At 47.1% G+C, this 17,262-nt stretch carries 15 protein-coding genes and 2 tRNA genes; all 17 read right to left on the bottom strand.

Features of this window, described 5'->3' with window-relative positions; translation table 11 throughout:
• Positions 1-51 precede the first annotated feature (51 nt).
• The 17 genes from rpsI to AC5RDV_RS06310 all read right to left on the bottom strand — a co-directional run bounded on the left by rpsI (position 52) and on the right by AC5RDV_RS06310 (position 17,208).
• Positions 52-438: a 30S ribosomal protein S9 gene (gene rpsI, locus AC5RDV_RS06390; protein WP_008625766.1), complete on the bottom strand. Its 387-nt coding sequence runs from the start codon at positions 436-438 to the stop codon at positions 52-54.
• Positions 439-444: 6 nt separating this feature from the next.
• Positions 445-906: a 50S ribosomal protein L13 gene (gene rplM / locus AC5RDV_RS06385; RefSeq protein ID WP_008625767.1), complete on the bottom strand. Its 462-nt coding sequence runs from the start codon at positions 904-906 to the stop codon at positions 445-447.
• 207 nt (positions 907-1,113) lie between these two features.
• Positions 1,114-1,635, bottom strand: a complete 522-nt coding sequence (locus AC5RDV_RS06380) for a GNAT family N-acetyltransferase (protein ID WP_008625768.1) — start codon at positions 1,633-1,635, stop codon at positions 1,114-1,116.
• 435 nt (positions 1,636-2,070) lie between these two features.
• The gene (asnS, locus tag AC5RDV_RS06375) at positions 2,071-3,474 is read right to left on the bottom strand and encodes an asparagine--tRNA ligase (protein WP_008625772.1); all 1,404 of its coding nucleotides are present in this window, start codon (positions 3,472-3,474) and stop codon (positions 2,071-2,073) included.
• Positions 3,475-3,498: 24 nt separating this feature from the next.
• On the bottom strand, positions 3,499-4,887 hold the full coding sequence (locus AC5RDV_RS06370; RefSeq protein ID WP_282748385.1) for a pseudouridine synthase: 1,389 nt from the start codon (positions 4,885-4,887) through the stop codon (positions 3,499-3,501).
• Between the two features lie 82 nt (positions 4,888-4,969).
• On the bottom strand, positions 4,970-6,316 hold the full coding sequence (gene purB, locus AC5RDV_RS06365) for an adenylosuccinate lyase (protein ID WP_282748386.1): 1,347 nt from the start codon (positions 6,314-6,316) through the stop codon (positions 4,970-4,972).
• 140 nt (positions 6,317-6,456) lie between these two features.
• Positions 6,457-6,534 (bottom strand) — tRNA-Val (locus tag AC5RDV_RS06360).
• A gap of 37 nt (positions 6,535-6,571) precedes the next feature.
• Positions 6,572-6,646, bottom strand: a tRNA-Val gene (locus AC5RDV_RS06355).
• 139 nt (positions 6,647-6,785) lie between these two features.
• Positions 6,786-7,880 (bottom strand): tryptophan--tRNA ligase, encoded by a 1,095-nt coding sequence (gene trpS, locus AC5RDV_RS06350; RefSeq protein ID WP_130893417.1) that lies wholly within the window; start codon positions 7,878-7,880, stop codon positions 6,786-6,788.
• 135 nt (positions 7,881-8,015) lie between these two features.
• A complete protein-coding gene (gene mutL / locus AC5RDV_RS06345) occupies positions 8,016-9,866 on the bottom strand; it encodes a DNA mismatch repair endonuclease MutL (RefSeq protein ID WP_130893418.1) in 1,851 nt (616 codons plus the stop codon).
• 14 nt (positions 9,867-9,880) lie between these two features.
• Positions 9,881-10,177, bottom strand: a complete 297-nt coding sequence (locus AC5RDV_RS06340; protein ID WP_008625783.1) for an FtsB/FtsL family cell division protein — start codon at positions 10,175-10,177, stop codon at positions 9,881-9,883.
• A gap of 2 nt (positions 10,178-10,179) precedes the next feature.
• Positions 10,180-11,835, bottom strand: a complete 1,656-nt coding sequence (locus tag AC5RDV_RS06335; RefSeq protein WP_253271015.1) for an OstA-like protein — start codon at positions 11,833-11,835, stop codon at positions 10,180-10,182.
• Positions 11,832-13,211, bottom strand: coding sequence for a peptidylprolyl isomerase (locus AC5RDV_RS06330; protein WP_008625785.1), 1,380 nt, complete (start codon positions 13,209-13,211; stop codon positions 11,832-11,834). Before AC5RDV_RS06330 ends, AC5RDV_RS06335 begins: the two co-directional genes overlap by 4 nt.
• A gap of 50 nt (positions 13,212-13,261) precedes the next feature.
• Entirely contained in the window at positions 13,262-14,701 is a 1,440-nt protein-coding gene (locus AC5RDV_RS06325) for a peptidylprolyl isomerase (RefSeq protein WP_282748387.1), read from the bottom strand.
• The gene (gene guaB, locus AC5RDV_RS06320) at positions 14,698-16,176 is read right to left on the bottom strand and encodes an IMP dehydrogenase (RefSeq protein WP_008625787.1); all 1,479 of its coding nucleotides are present in this window, start codon (positions 16,174-16,176) and stop codon (positions 14,698-14,700) included. Before guaB ends, AC5RDV_RS06325 begins: the two co-directional genes overlap by 4 nt.
• A 136-nt stretch (positions 16,177-16,312) precedes the next feature.
• The gene (locus AC5RDV_RS06315; protein WP_087944070.1) at positions 16,313-16,933 is read right to left on the bottom strand and encodes a LysO family transporter; all 621 of its coding nucleotides are present in this window, start codon (positions 16,931-16,933) and stop codon (positions 16,313-16,315) included.
• Positions 16,933-17,208 carry a LysO family transporter gene (locus tag AC5RDV_RS06310; protein WP_008625798.1) on the bottom strand — a complete coding sequence of 92 codons (276 nt, stop codon included), beginning with the start codon at positions 17,206-17,208 and terminating at the stop codon, positions 16,933-16,935. The genes AC5RDV_RS06315 and AC5RDV_RS06310 overlap by 1 nt, the downstream gene beginning before the upstream one ends.
• Between the last annotated feature and the right edge of the window lie 54 nt (positions 17,209-17,262).

Raw genomic sequence — 17,262 nt, 5'->3', positions numbered from 1 at the left:
TCCCGCGGATTTAGATACTAAACGTTTATGCAGCTCGATAAACGGCCGATATTAACGTTTACTGAACTGGAATCTACGACGTGCTTTAGGACGACCCGGTTTCTTACGTTCAACAACGCGGGAATCACGTGTCATGAACCCTTCTGCACGAAGTGCCTTCTTATCGTCAGCATTGATTTTCACCAATGCGCGGGCGATAGCAAGACGCAACGCCTGAGACTGGCCGGTAAAGCCACCGCCATATACATTCACCTTGATGTCATATTTCTCTTCTACGCCCAGGGTAGACAGAGGCTGCTTTACCACATATTGAAGAATTGTAGAGGGAAAGTACTCTGCAAGGTCTCTCTTGTTAATAGTAATCTTTCCTGTACCCTCGCTAACATATATGCGAGCTACGGCACTCTTACGTCTGCCTAATGCATTAACTACTTCCATCACTTATTATTTATACAGGTTTATATCAATAACTTTAGGTTGCTGTGCCTCGTGCTTGTGCTCACTGCCGGCATAGATATACAAATTACCTATCAACTGGTTCGCCAAACGATTCTTAGGCAACATTCCCTTTACTACTTTTCTCACCAACCTATCCGCACCGTTAGGACGAGACATCAAACGGGCCGGAGTCATTTCACGCTGGCCACCGGGATAACCTGTATAACGGAGATATACGCGATCCGTCCATTTCTTACCGGTCAGCTTCACCTTGTCCGCATTGATGATAATTACATTATCACCGCAGTCCACGTGAGGCGTAAAATTCGGTTTGTACTTACCTCTCAATAATTTTGCCACCTTAGAGCCGAGACGACCTAACACTTGGTCTGTTGCATCTACAACGACCCATTCTTTCTTCGCGGTCTCCTTATTGGCCGAAATGGTCTTGTAACTTAAAGTATCCATTCTTTAATTTAAAAATAAAATTGTTACTACTAAAAAAACTTTAATTTTCCTTTTCTGCGATTCCCTAACCGCCCTTCCAGGCCAATGAAAGAGCTATTAACACGCAGGTTCTAAGACTTTTATCGTCTTTTTGATAATAATCGGCTTGCAAAATTACTACTTTTCAATCAAACGTCCAACAAAATCCACAAACTTTTTCACCTTTTCTTAGAGTTCAAGGCGCATGATATAATCATTCATATAGAACCCGTTACCGATATCGAAATCGCCTTCACGGTCGATGCGCATGCCCATACGGCGATAAAAACCAAGCGCTGGATTTTGCCGGTTCACGTTCAGCTCTATTGCCCGCGCCTCCGGACAAATCCGTCTTACATACGCCACGGCATGGCGGAACAAGGCACTTCCACAATGGCATCCCTGAAAATCAGGCAAAACATAAATTTTCTCCAAATGGAACACTCCGGCATCCTCCGGCCTCACGGACACATAACCGGCCGGCTCGTCCTCCACATATATAATAAAGTACACGTGCCCTTCTTCCGTCATTTGCCGACGCAAGTTGGCTTCGTCGTACATCCAGTGCATCATATACTCGATTTGCTCCGGTGTCAGTATGGCCTGGTAAGTAGCAGGAAAAGCTTCCCAAGCCAAGCTATTAATTAAATCACAATCTTTTATTGTAGCTTCCCTTATAGTATATCGGGGTTCTAAATCATGTATACTCATTCTTTTATGTTCCTTTATACTATGGGCAAAGATAAGGCTTTCTCATGCGTTCCACAACCCAACGCTTATTTTTCAAATCCCATCGTCGACAATTTAACATAAGGCATGCTTACAGTTATCCCCCACGCCTCCAAAAACGGACTTACCACAAAAGATATATCTCCTCCCCCCCCTAAAAAGTCCATAGTTCCAACTTACAGAAAACAAGACACAGCACATCCTAAAATCAATCTCCTGAGATTGATTTTTCATTCTCAGCCGATTGATTTTTCACTTTCAGGAGAAAAAAACACCAATCTGCGGAGATTTATAAAAAGTTGTAATTCAGATATTTGCAAGATTTACGTTTCATGACAAAATGAGTGACGAAAAAAGGATGCCCGTTAGCGGGCATCCTTCTCTTATATATGTTTCCCACGCGGGAGAACAACAGGCTTAGAACTCTGCGTTCTTCGGGGTACGGGGGAATGGAATGACATCGCGGATGTTCTGCATTCCGGTGACGAACAAAATCAAACGCTCGAAACCCAAACCGAAACCGCTATGCGGACATGTGCCGAAACGGCGGGTGTCGAGATACCACCACATGTCCTTCATCGGGATATTCAGCTCCTCGATACGGGCCATCAGCTTGTCATAGTTCTCTTCACGCTCGGAACCTCCGATAATCTCGCCAATTTGAGGGAACAACACGTCCATGGCACGCACCGTCTTCCCGTCGTCGTTCATCTTCATGTAGAAAGCCTTGATTTCCTTCGGATAATCCGTCAGAATGACAGGACGCTTGAAATACTCTTCCACCAAGTAACGCTCATGCTCGCTAGCCAAATCGGCTCCCCAATATATCGGGAACTCGAACTTGCGGCCGTTCTTCACGGCCTCCTCCAGAATCTCGATACCTTTCGTGTAGGGCAAGCGCACAAAGTCGTTCTCTACCACGAAGTTCAGGCGTTCGAGCAACGTCTTGTCAATCATCTTGTTCAGGAAAGCCAAATCGTCCTGGCAATGCTCCAAAGCCCAACGCACACAGTACTTGATGAAGTCCTCTGCCAAATCCATATTGTCGTGGATGTCGTTGAAAGCCACTTCGGGCTCAATCATCCAGAACTCGGCCAAATGGCGCGGCGTGTTGGAATTCTCTGCACGGAACGTAGGCCCGAAAGTGTAAATGGCTCCCAAGGCCGTGGCACCCAACTCACCTTCCAACTGCCCGGATACGGTCAGCGAAGTCGTCTTGCCGAAGAAATCGTCGGAATAGTCTATCTTCCCCTCGTCGTCTTTCTTCAAGTCATAGAGGTTCTTCGTAGTCACCTGGAACATCTGTCCGGCTCCTTCGCAGTCGCTGGCCGTAATAATCGGTGTATGGAAATAGAAAAAGCCGTGCTCATGGAAGTAACGATGGACGGCCATCGCCATGTTATGGCGGATACGGAACACCGCACCGAACGTGTTGGTACGCAAACGCATGTGGGCATGTGTACGCATATACTCCATGCTCTGCCCTTTCTTCTGCATCGGATAATCCGAACCGCACGTACCCAACACCTCTATTTCACGGGCTCGGATCTCCACGGCTTGTCCCGAACCTACACTTTGCACCAATTCACCTGTCACACTCAGGCACGCACCGGTCGTGATGAGTTTAATCAGTTCATCATCAAACTTATCCGCATCGGCCACTATCTGTACATTATTAATCGTAGACCCATCATTCAAAGCAATGAAATGGACAGACTTGCTGCCTCGCCGCGTACGCACCCAACCTTTTACATTGACCTCCGAACCGTAGTCTTCACGCTTCAGTACATCTATAATCTTTATTCTACGAATAGTTTCCATTTTTTTCCTCTTTATGATATCCTATCATTCGAACGCTCCCATACGCAACATGTTGACTTCCTGTTCTGTCAGGAATCTCCAGTCGCCCCGGCGGACGTTCTTCTTCGTCAGTCCGGCAAACAGCACGCGGTCGAGCTTCACCACACGGTAACCTAAAGCTTCGAATATGCGGCGCACAATACGGTTTTTACCGGAATGGATTTCGATGCCTATCTGTTTTTTATCGGTAGGACTGGCATACTCGATGGCATCAGCCTTAATCTCACCGTCTTCCAACGTGATGCCCTCGGCAATCTGCCGCATGTCGGCTGCTGTTACGTTCTTGTCAGTCGTCACATGGTAGATTTTCTTTTTCAGGAATTTGGGATGCGTCAGCTTGGAAGCCAGTTCTCCGTCATTGGTAAACAACAGCACGCCCGTAGTGTTGCGGTCAAGGCGCCCCACCGGATAAATACGTTCACGGCAAACATTCTTGACCAAATCCATCACGGTCTTGCGGTTTTGCGGATCGTCGCTGGTAGTCACGTAATCTTTCGGCTTGTTCAGCAGGACATACACCTTGCGCTCGATGCTCACCGGCTGTTCGTGGAACTTCACCTCGTCCGAACGCTTAACTTTCGTACCCAACTCCGTGACCACCGTCCCGTTGACGCTCACCACGCCTGCCGTGATGAATTCGTCCGCTTCACGACGGGAACAAACTCCGGCATTGGCCAAGAACTTGTTCAAACGAATCGGAGCATCCGGATCCACATTGAGTTCTTTATACTCAATCTGTTTCTTCAAGCTATATTTGGCATTGGGGTCATAATTGCCGGTACGGCGCTGCTGCGGCCTGCCTCCACCGAAACGATTGTTCCCATAGCCGCCTTGCGGACGACGGAAACCGCCACCATTATTGTCGCGGTTGTAGCCTCCTTCACGGTTACCGTAACCGCCTTCGCGACGGTATCCACCGTTGTTCGGACGGAAGCCACCCTCACGGTTATATCCCCCTTCTCGGTTGGCATACCCGCCTTCACGACGATACCCTCCATTATTCGGACGGAAACCGCCATCGCGGTTATAGCCTCCTTCTCGGTTGGCATATCCCCCCTCCCGATTATAGTCCTGACGGGGCTGATAGCTGCGATAAGGACGCTGGGCACCACCGTAACTACGCTGTTCGCCACCAAAGCCACGCTCTTCACGGTTGTAAGACGGGCGGAAAGGCCGTCCCTCCTGTGCACCGTCGACCCCATTGGCCGTATAAGCACGCTCGGCCCGCTGAATCCGCGGCCGCATCACACGACCTTCGCGCACTGTGCGGTTCGTACCTTGATTGTTGTTCTCACTGTCGAATGGCTTATAGCCCTCACGGCTACGATCTGTCCTTTCAGAAGCAAAATTATCCTGCCATTTTTCGTCTTCCATACTTTTTTCCTTTCTATATAATAATTAAAACAAGGAGACTGCGTTCGCCCTCGCGGGCCATTCGCATCTCCGGTCAACATTTTTAAATACCCGTGTAAGAATGGGGCGTAATGGCACGAAGCTCTTGCTTCACCTCTTCACTGACAGCCAGCCCCTCTATGAAATTCTTAATGGATTCTTCCGTTATTGCCTGGTTCGTACGCGTCAAGGCCTTCAAAGCCTCATAAGGATGAGGATATGCCTCCCGGCGCAAAATCGTCTGGATAGCTTCGGCCACGACCGCCCAACAGTTGTCCAAATCGGCATTGATGGCCTCACGGTTGAGCAACAACTTGCGTAAACCTTTCAGCGTGCTCTGGATGGCTATTACCATGTGCCCCATAGGTACACCGACATTGCGCAAGACTGTGGAGTCCGTCAAGTCACGCTGTAAACGCGACACCGGTAACTTCATGCTCAAATGTGCCAATATGGCATTGGCTATGCCCAAATTACCTTCGCTATTCTCGAAATCGATCGGGTTCACCTTATGGGGCATGGCACTGGAACCGACCTCGCCGGTTTTAATCTTCTGTTTGAAGTACTCCATAGACACGTACTGCCAAAAATCACGGTCCAAGTCAATCAAAATCGTATTGATGCGCTTCATGGCGTCGAAAACCGCCCCCAAATTGTCGTAATTGGAAATCTGGGTCGTATACTCCTCACGCTCCAACCCCAACTTGCCTGCCACAAAATTATTGCCGAACGACTTCCAATCATAACGGGGATAGGCCACATGATGGGCATTGTAGTTCCCCGTCGCTCCACCGAACTTGGCCGTAATGGGGCACGCCTTGAGCATCTCCAACTGGCGTTCCAGACGATAGACAAACACCATCACTTCTTTCCCCAAACGGGTAGGCGAAGCAGGCTGTCCGTGTGTCTTGGCCAACATGGGCACGTCGTTCCATTCCCCTGAATACGCACGGAGTTGGGCTATCAGTTCCTCCATTTGGGGATAGTAACATTCCTCCAACGCTTCCTTGATGGACAAAGGAACCGATGTATTGTTGATGTCCTGGGATGTCAGTCCGAAATGGATGAATTCCTTATAAGCCTCAAGACCGCCGATTTTATCAAACTCTTCCTTGATAAAATACTCCACAGCTTTCACGTCATGGTTCGTCACGCTCTCTATTTCCTTCACCCGTCCGGCATCCGCTTCCGTGAAATCCCGATATATGTCACGCAAACGGGGAAACAAGTCATGATTGAAAGCAGCCAACTGCGGCAAAGGCAATTCGCACAAAGTAATAAAGTATTCTATCTCTACACGCACACGATAGCGAATAAGCGCGTATTCAGAGAAATAGGAAGCCAAAGCCTCTGTTTTACCTCTATAACGGCCGTCTATCGGAGAGATGGCCGTCAACAAATCCAATTCCATAAAAGTAATACGTATTATTTATGGTGCAAAAATAGTCTATTTTATCGGTTTGCACATATAAAATAGAGAAAACTTATCTAAAAAACAAATAACAATGACATAAAACAACAAAAGACACCCGTAAGGTGTCTCTTTATCCGTGGTGGGCGCTGAGGGATTCGAACCCCCGACCCTCTGCTTGTAAGGCAGATGCTCTGAACCAACTGAGCTAAGCGCCCCTCTTGCCCTGACACGAAAGAGAAGAAGAATCTGTAGTGGGCGCTGAGGGATTCGAACCCCCGACCCTCTGCTTGTAAGGCAGATGCTCTGAACCAACTGAGCTAAGCGCCCCTCTCTTTCGTTTCAAAAGCGATGCAAAGGTACGGCTTTTTTTCTTTCCTGCAAATTTTTGGCGCACTTTTTTTAAATAAAAATCCGTCGCAGGATTTAGCTCCTGCGACGGACGGTATTCATTTTCCCCCGACCTATATCATTTTACACTAAAACGAGCTGCCTGCTCGGCAATCAAGGCCTCATCGTCGAAATAATTTATCTTCATGGCCTTACGCACCTCCGACAATGTGTCGGCCGCTACGGCGCGAGCCGCCTCACATCCGTTCTTCAGCATCTCATATACGGCCGGAATGTCTTGCTCGAACTCCTTGCGACGCTGACGGATAGGCTCCAATTCCTCCTGCATCACGGCTGCAAGGAATTTTTTCACCTTCACGTCGCCCAAACCTCCACGGCGGTAATGGGCTTTCAGTTCCTCCAAATCGGCATAATCCGGCAAATAACGGCCGAAATGCTCCGGACGGGAAAAAGCATCCAAATAAGTAAACACCGTATTGCCCTCCACTTGTCCTGGATCGGACACCTTCAAGTGGTTGGGATCCGTGTACATGGTGCGTATCTTCTTCTCCACCTCGTCTGCCGAATCCGACAAATAAATACAGTTACCGAGAGACTTGCTCATTTTTGCCTTGCCGTCGGTACCCGGCAAGCGCAGGCAAGCGGCATTTTCGGGCAACAGGATATTGGGTTCCACAAGCGTATCCCCGTAGATATAGTTGAAACGACGGACAATCTCACGCGCCTGTTCCAACATCGGCTCCTGATCCTCTCCCACCGGCACGGTCGTTGCCTTGAAAGCCGTAATGTCAGCAGCCTGGCTGATGGGATAAGTGAAGAACCCCACAGGAATGCTCGCCTCGAAGTTACGCATTTGTATTTCTGTCTTCACCGTAGGATTACGTTGCAGGCGCGACACGGACACCAAGTCCATGAAATAGAAAGACAACTCGCACAACTCCGGTATCTGAGACTGGATGAAGATGGTAGACTTGGCCGGATCGATGCCGCAGGCCAAGTAATCGAGCGCCACTTCTATCACGTTCTGCCGTACTTTTTCCGGATTATCTATATTGTCCGTCAAGGCCTGGGCATCTGCTTCAAAGATGAATATTTTATCGAACTGACCGGAGTTTTGCAACTCTACTCTTCTTCGTAAAGAACCTACATAATGGCCGATATGCAATTTTCCGGTAGGACGGTCTCCCGTCAATACAATTTTTTCCTGCTTCATTTTCTGTCTGTATAATTAGTTCTGCAAAGATAGTGCAAATCAAGTGCAAAACGCCAAGCTTACTTGGAATATTTGCCAAGATGCCGCCTATTTTATGAAAAGCCGCCGAGTGCACCATGAAGAAACCAACAAGGCTCACCCAAAAAGTTGGTCTAAATCATCCTGCTCCAATATGGCAACAACGACCTTGCCGTCAGGGGTCTGGTTGGGGTTACGACAGACGAACAAGTCGTCTACCAAAGCCTCCATCTCTTCATTGGACAACACCTGCCCTTGCACAATGGCCGCGCTACGGGCCAACGACAAAGCAATATAATGGCGCACATCTTCCTCTACATTACATCCCTTTTCGATGGAAGAATACACAATGCCGCGCACCACCTCCACCGGATTCAACCCCTCTGTCCCTGAGGGGATGGCGTTAATGGAGAAACTTCCGCCGCCCAACACGGACAAATCAAATCCCAAGGCATGCAAATCATCCGTCAGGTGCTCTAACACAATGCCCTCTGACGGGGGCAACTGTAACATTTCAGGAAAAAGCAGCCCCTGAGATTGTCCGTTGCTACCCTCCATTTGTTTACGGTAACGGTCGTAAAGCACACGGATATGTGCACGATGCTGGTCGATAATCATCAGTCCGGACTTTACCGCCGTCATGATATATTTGCCTTTATACTGATAATGTTGGGTTGATTTTTCAAAAGTGTCCTTTGCATCCGCATACAAAGTCAGGTCATCGGGAAGGGAGGATGAGAAATCTCCTCCTCCGAAATCGTTCGTCACTACGGAAGACACACTTTGCTCCACACCCTCATACAAAGGTTCCCAATCCATCCGCTGCGATTTATAACCGGAAGAAGAGCCGGACTTAAAAGGATTAAAATCGGGATTCACCTCCAATACCGGAGCTTCGACGGTTGCCGGAGAGAAAGCATTGCCAAAGACAGGAATGTCCGGAGCGCCTTCCGTATCAAAATCAATCGTAGGCACGGCATTGAAACGCCCTAACGACTCCTTCACCGCCGCCACTATAATCTGCCAGATGGCCAGTTCGTTTTCAAACTTGATTTCCGTTTTCGTAGGATGGATGTTCACGTCGATATTGGCCGGATCTACTTCGAAATAGAGAAAATAAGACACCTGCTCACCGACGGGTATCAACTGTTCGAAAGCCTCCATCACCGCTTTGTGGAAATAAGGGTGACGCATGTAACGTCCGTTCACGAAGAAGTATTGATGGGTTCCTTTCTTACGGGCTGAATCCGGTTTACCCACGAAACCGGACAAACGGACCAAAGAAGTCTCCACATCGACGGCCAGAAGCTGCTCGTTGAGTTTCTTGCCGAAAATATTGATGATACGTTGGCGCAATGTGGATTTCGGCAAACTGAGCACGACACTGCCGTTTTGTGTCAAAGAGAAAGCTATGTCTTCATGCACCAAAGCCACGCGCTCAAATTCTTGCAATATGTTGCTCAACTCAGTCTGATTGGACTTCAAGAATTTGCGGCGTGCCGGTACGTTAAAAAAAAGATTGCGTATCAGGAAATTACTTCCCGGCGCACAGGAAACCGGCTCCTGCCCTACCAGTTGGGAGCCTTCGATATTCACGCACGTTCCCAGTTCGCTTCCGGCTTGACGGGTCCTCAATTCCACTTGGGCCACGGCTGCAATAGAAGCCAAAGCCTCTCCCCGGAAGCCCATCGTGCGCAAAGCAAACAAATCGTCGGCTTTACGTATTTTGGACGTGGCATGGCGTTCGAACGAAAGACGTGCATCGGTTTCAGACATCCCCTTCCCGTTGTCCACTACTTGAATAGAAGTCTTGCCCGCATCTTCCACCACCACGTCAATCCGTGTAGCCGAAGCGTCTACGGCATTCTCCACCAATTCTTTTATCACAGAGGCCGGTCGTTGTATCACTTCACCGGCGGCAATCTGGTTTGCCACCGAATCCGGCAACAGATGTATAATATCGCTCATCTTTCAGAATATGCTTAAAACCGGAAACTTCCAGTCAATAAATAATGCCAAACGAAAAGCAACGCACCGATGACAATCAATGCTACTCCCCATTTCATAGGCTTACGCCCGCTTTCTTTCCTGCGCCGCAGGTGCTTTGTCCCTTTCACGAAAGTTCCACGGATATCTTCAGGATTGAACTCCTTCGGCGGCAGCATGCCCAACTCCCGTTTGGCACGCTCTTCTATGGCCTTCAGTTTTTCTTTTCGTTCATTTATATATATATAAGGATGATGGAACTTTCGGGGTTCACGTGTCTTAAAGAGTGCCATAACTATTTCTTTTTGATTTGATCCAAAGATTGTAAAGGTGCCTTGTGCTTGTAAGACGCCTTAAGTTCCGTTCCGGACTTCTTGGGACGCCATACGAATATATCGTCTTTGTTCAACGGACGGATATAGTCAAACCAGGCAAAATTGGACAAATAGAGCCGGTTGGGCGGTATCATGACTATCGGATAGATTACCCCCGTGGAGGCCGGCATCCATATTTTCTCCATTTTCCGATCCTTCATGAACAGTTTAAGTTCCGTTGTTTCCGTATAGTTCAATCCTATCATCAAGCTGTCGTCGTCAAACATATAATAGTCGACATAAACGTTGCCGTTCACCCACGTCTCATACATCTCCCCGTCACGGAAATAGGAGATCATCTCTTTCCCCGCCACTTGATTGTAATGCACCGAGTCGATCCGCTCCACGGAAAGAGTCTGGTCTATGACATGAATCCGGTCTATGGTGGAATCATTCAAATAAACTTTAATCACCTCTCCCAATACTTGCTGCCCTCCGTTCCATACGATCGGATCGCGATACATCGTGATACAGGTATCACGCGAATCGAACACCAAAGAGTCGCAAACAGACTGGACATCCATACGGTAAGAACGCACCTTGTGGTAGCCCCGGACTTCGCGGTACATGCTATCGGTATCCATGTAGAAAGTGTACACCTTGAACGTATCGGCATGCATGTACATCGTATCACGTTGCGAATAATCTATAGCTACCGCACTATCCGTCGCCATGGAATAACCGGTACTGTCGTTATAGTAACAATAATTTCCTGTCAGCATGTTCTTATTAACCTCGTCGGTGTAGACCACATTACGGAAACCTTCTCCCACACCGGACTTGCTGTCATAATACAAACTGTCGCCCACCATCTTGCGTCCCTTGTTGGTCACAATGGAACGGTCGAGCAGGATGGCTTCCTCTGTCTGAGTATTGTAAAAGCCCGACTCGGAATAAATATGATTGTCGCCGCTGTCGATATTGGAAGGACCGACAATCTCTGCCATACTCGTCTGGGTATTATAGTTCAACGTATCGGAAATCAACGTAAACTTCGGGTTCTCCAACTTCACATTATAATTAAACACGGCCTGGCGCGTAGGCGGACTATATTGCCCCCAATCGGAAGTCAGCACATTGTCCTTGTCTACCAACCTTCCTCCTTCGAAAAAATATCCCAGTTCATACAGGCGGTCGTAATCGAGACTGTCCGTATAGAGTTTGGATTCACGATGTGTCAGTACCACATTGTGGCGGACACGGGCCAACTGGTCCAAACCGTTATACAGCAACATGTCGCCCACCAAATCCAATGTATCCCCCTGTACCATCTTCACATGCCCGAAAGCATCGAATGAGTTCGTGGCCTCATAAAAACAAGCACTGTCGCAATACATCAGCACCCCGTCGTGTTGGAACTGTACATTCCCCGTCAATATTTGTGCACCGGGATGCCGGTACTGGTCATACGTAAGGTTATCCGTATGCAACAAAATAACCTTTGTCTTCGACTGCTCCCGCTGCGTCTGTTCTCCGGCATAAGACACCGCAACATAAAGCCCAAACAGGCATAGAATACAAAAGAAAAGTAATCTATGCCCGCCGTTTATTCTTTTATTCTGTTTTTTATCTTTCATTTTATCCATCCGGGATATTCAAAATCACAATCCCCCCAACCTTCGTTAATACGTATGTAAGTGGATTTCTGTTTATCTTTTATCCATTGATTGATTTTCTGTTCCTGCAACTTGGCCATGACCACGTCCTTCAGCACTTGAAAATCCTCCGACATAGAAGCCCGGTGTGCTTTAATATGCGTTTTCAATTTTACCACGGCACACACTTCCTTGCCCTTAGAGTTAACCATCAAGAAAGGATTGGAAATCTCTCCGGTCTTCATCGTGGAAACCACTTTGGCCACTTCGGCCGGCAATTCCTGTAACTGGAAACGGGAAGTACGGATTTGGTCACCCACCGACTGGTCGAACTTCACATTCGTCATCAATCCCCGGTTGTTACGGCTGTCCTTATCATCAGACAAGAAAGTAGCAGCCTCCTCAAAGGAATATTTCTCCTTACGGACATCCTCGGCTATTGAATCCATACGCACCATCGTCGTATCAATATCTGCTTGGGCCAACTTGGGCTTACGTAGTATATGACGTACTTTTACCTTATCTCCACGCTTGTCTACCAACTGAATGATATGGAACCCGTACTCGGATTCCACGACTTTCGATATCTTCTTAGGATCGGTCAAACTGAAAGCGACATTGGCAAAAGCCGGATCCAGTTCTCCACGCCCCACATAATCCATTTCTCCTCCATAGCGGGCTGAACCCGGATCCTCCGAATACAGGATGGCTAAAGTGGAAAATGAGGACTCTCCATTATTGACGCGGTCTGTATAATCACGCAATTCCGCCTTTACCCGTTCGATTTCCTCCTGAGGAATACGTGGCTGTTGCGTTATAATCTGCACTTCCACCTGATCGGAAATCCACGGCAAACTATCTTCCGGCATATCCTTAAAATAACGCCGCACTTCGGCTGGTGTCACCTTGATGTCCGAAGTCAAGTTCTCCCGTACTTTTTGTACCGTGTATTGTTCTTTAAGAGATTCGAACATCATCTCACGAATCTGCGTCATCGTCTTATGATAATATTCTTCCAACTTCTCTTTAGAACCGGCACGCATGATCAATTCATTCAAACGTGCCTCCATGCTGGCGGAAATCTGGGAATTATCGACTTCCACACTGTCTAACTGTGCCTGATGCAAAAATAACTTCTGTATGGCCAACTGTTCGGGAATGACACAATAAGGATTACCGGAGATGTTCGCCCCGAAATCCATACGGGCTGCTTCCACATCAGAACGCAAGATTGCCTCGTCGCCCACCACCCAAATAACTTCATCCACCACGTTATTCGGGCTTTGTGCAAACAAATGCATTTGTATCCCTCCAAAAAGGAATACAAATGCATATAATAACTTCTTAAAAAGATTCATATACTACTTGTTCTAAACTGCCTACGAAGATAATGTTATTCAAGGCTGCTTCAATGCTTGTTAACTGTATTTAAAACCTCTTTATATATTTCAACCTTATAGGTTTCCCGCAATCTGCGTACAAACTCCGCTTCGCAAGCTGCTTGATAATCTGAGACCACCTCCCCACGCACGTCTGTCCATTCTTTAGGTTTCTTCAACTTCTTGCCGTATACAGCCGTATACGGATAAGCCTGGGAAGCCTTGGGCTCTTTCTTTTCCTTAAAGACCAGATAATCCACAAAAGCATTGTCTCCTTTCTTAAACAAATTCTTTTCAACCCTGATTTGCTTTACGGAGTCCTGATTGAAAGATGCACGCAAGGTATCTATCCATTGAGCCTCATCCACCGATTTCAACAGTTTTCGTACGTCTTTCACCAACCCTTTGTCTTTGCAATGGTACACCACCCCTCTATAGCGCGGCTCATCCCATTTATACTTCGACCTGTGGGCCTTGAAATAAGCTTCCAATCCGACCGTATCCTTGGCGGCTTTGTCCCAAACCTCGCGCGTACTTATCTCATATAGCAAAAGTCCGTCGTGATACTCTTGAACCAGATACTTCAGGCTTTCGTCTTTAGCACAAAGCTCCCGCGCCTTTTGCTCTATCACATCTTCTTCTGTCAATTGTCCGGATGAACTTTTTACTAAAGAATCTATGGCTATCGAAGCCACACGCTCTTTAAGTCCCCGGCTTTCCAAAAAACGCTGCAATTGCGGCTTTAACTCCTCATACGGCTCAAGCTGCTTCCGGTCTTTCATCCACACGATATGGTATCCCATCGGTGACAGGAAAGGTTTCGACATTTCACCTTTATTCAGAGAAAAGGCAACATCCTCAAACTCTTTCAAAGTCTGCCCCTTGGCAAACCACCCTCCCAAATCGCCTCCTCGAGCGGCAGAACCTTTGTCGGCAGAACATTGCTTGGCCAAAGTTGCAAAATCAGCCCCCTGCTGCAAGGCTGTATAAATGGAATCTATGCGTTCTTTTGCTTTTGCCTGTTCTTCCGGCGTAGCTTTCTGTGCCACTAAAATCATGATATGGGCAGGATGTACCAAGCCGTCCGGGCCAATGGAAGCCTTCATTCCATCATAGTAACGCCTCAACTCTTTTTCTTCTGCCGACAACGACACGAAATAAGGACGTATCTGTTGGTCACGATAAGTCCGGAACTCTTTCTTAAAAGAAGAAAGCGTATCATAACGGGCATCTAATGCTGCTTCCACTTTCAACTTATAGTTCACAAACAAATCCACATATTCATCAACGGTCTTCTTATCTACGACATTCTCACCATTATTCTTATTAAAATTATACTCGAATTCCGAACGAGAGACATCCTTCCCATTGATTTTCATGACAACAGGATCATTCCCCTCTGCATATAAGATGCCCGTCAGGCATAACGAGCAACACCAAAGTGCAAACTTCCTCATCATTTTCATCATTCCGGACGACTATAATTCGGAGCCTCACTCGTAATAGTCACATCGTGCGGATGGCTTTCAAGCACACCGGCATTCGTGATTCTCACGAACTTCGCCTGATGCAATTCCTCTATCGTATTGGCACCACAATACCCCATTCCGGAACGCAGCCCACCTATCAATTGGAAGATGACCTCCTGAACTGTTCCTTTATAGGGTACACGACCGGCAATTCCTTCCGGGACCAATTTCTTCACATCTTTCACTGCCGCCTGAAAATAACGGTCTTTTGAACCGCATTCCATGGCTTCAAGAGAACCCATGCCCCGATAAGACTTGAATTTACGACCATTAAATATAATAGTATCGCCCGGAGATTCTTCCGTGCCAGCCACCAACGAACCAATCATCACACAATATCCTCCGGCAGCCAATGCCTTGACCACATCACCCGAATAACGCAATCCGCCGTCCGCAATCAAAGGAACTCCCGTACCCTCCAACGCACTGGCGACATCGTAAATAGCCGATAACTGCGGCACTCCGACACCGGCTACCACACGAGTTGTACAAATAGAACCCGGGCCGATTCCGACTTTCACACCGTCGGCACCCGCTTCCACCAACATTTTAGCAGCTTCTCCCGTAGCCACATTACCCACTACGATATCCACATCCGGAAATTCAGCCTTGGCGGCTTTCAATTTCTCAACCACATATTTGGAATGACCGTGTGCCGTATCAATCACAATAGCATCAGCTCCGGCTTCCACCAAGGCGCGCATGCGGTCCAACGTATCAGTAGTTACTCCGACTCCTGCCGCCACGCGCAAACGCCCCTTCTCATCCTTACAAGCCATTGGTTTGTCTTTCGCTTTCGTAATGTCCTTATAAGTAATCAAACCAACCAACCGGCCATCCTTATCCACCACAGGCAATTTCTCAATTTTATTCTCCTGCAAGATTTTGGCCGCAGCCGAAAGGTCTGTCTGCTGATGCGTCGTAACCAGATTCTCTGAAGTCATCACTTCATCTATCTTACGGTCGGGATTCTGCTCAAAACGCAAATCACGATTCGTAACGATACCCACCAGTTTGTTTTCATCGTCTACAACGGGAATACCTCCGATATGATACTCGCTCATCATATTCAATGCATCTCCCACCGTACGCCCGCGTTTAATCGTCACCGGATCATAAATCATACCATTTTCCGCACGTTTCACAATAGCCACCTGACGAGCCTGCTCTTCTATGGACATATTCTTATGAATCACACCGATACCTCCTTCACGGGCAATAGCAATAGCCATTGGAGCCTCGGTTACAGTATCCATTGCAGCCGTGACAAAGGGAACTTTCAATTCAATGTGACGAGAAAACTTTGTGGTCAACTCCACCGTACGTGGCAAAACTTCTGAATAAGCGGGGATTAACAATACATCATCGTAAGTCAATCCGTCCATTACAATTTTATCTGCAATAAAAGATGACATAGGCTTTAAATTTATTGCATGCAAATATACGCATTTTTATATGAAATAGCGACTTTTTTTATTTTTTTTGTGATAAAAGGCAGCCATACCATTTCAAAAACAGCATGGCAGCCTTAGCACTTGTTTACTTCATGTTTCACAGACTACAAAAGAAGGATACGAATACAGGTACGCTTAAATCAATTAAAACGCCATGCAGAATAGCAATAGGCATCATATCCTTGCCGGAATAGCGCAGGATAGAAGGCAACAGCACATCCATCGAATTAACCCCTGCTGCCGAAATCGGAGCAAACTGCCCGAAACATTTACGGATGAGAGGAGTTCCCAACAATGCCATCATTTCACGAAAGATATTGGTCAACAATGCAATTGTCCCTAATTCAGTCGCCAACTGAAGGCCTAACGACGGTTCTTTAAACTGGGTAATCAAAATGGAAGACAAAGAATAGTAAGCAAAACCACTCCCTACCGCCATACAGTCAAACACACTCCATTGGCTTAATAACAAACTGGCTAAAGCCGAAAAGAGTAACGTTCCGATGATCGTACCCAAAGGGACAATCAACATTTTCGGAGTAAAATGAACCAACATACCCTTCAAGTCCTCATTGCTGCCTATATTGATGCCCACCTGAAACATCAAAGCATATAATATGTACATCGAAAGATTGTGCGTATCGAATTGCATGTGGGCACCAAAACCTATCAGACAACCTAACAAAAAGAACAAGCAAACAATCATACTTCCTTTCATCATTCTCCTCCTTTCCTAAAAAAAAGATAATATACCAACCAAGCTGCTATGATACTTCCCAACACACTGAAACAAGCCAACAAAGCCGCCTGTCCGCTGAACCGTCCCAAATTACTGACGATTAAACTGTTCGACCCAACCGACATCCCCAAAATAAAAAGCATAGCAAAAACAGTCAACGGAATGGTCTTCTCCGTTTTTCGCATGAGTTTCAAGTCACGCAACAAATAACCAGTCCCCAATCCGACAAACATAATAGATATAATCTTAAACATACACGAAACACATTAAAAGGGTAAGACATTCCGACCCGCCCTTCTCTCAAAGAA

It is taken from the genome of Paraprevotella sp. (assembly GCF_986071375.1).
The sequence above is the reverse complement of the archived record's forward strand: the minus strand, read 5'-3'. Positions and strand labels throughout refer to the sequence as shown.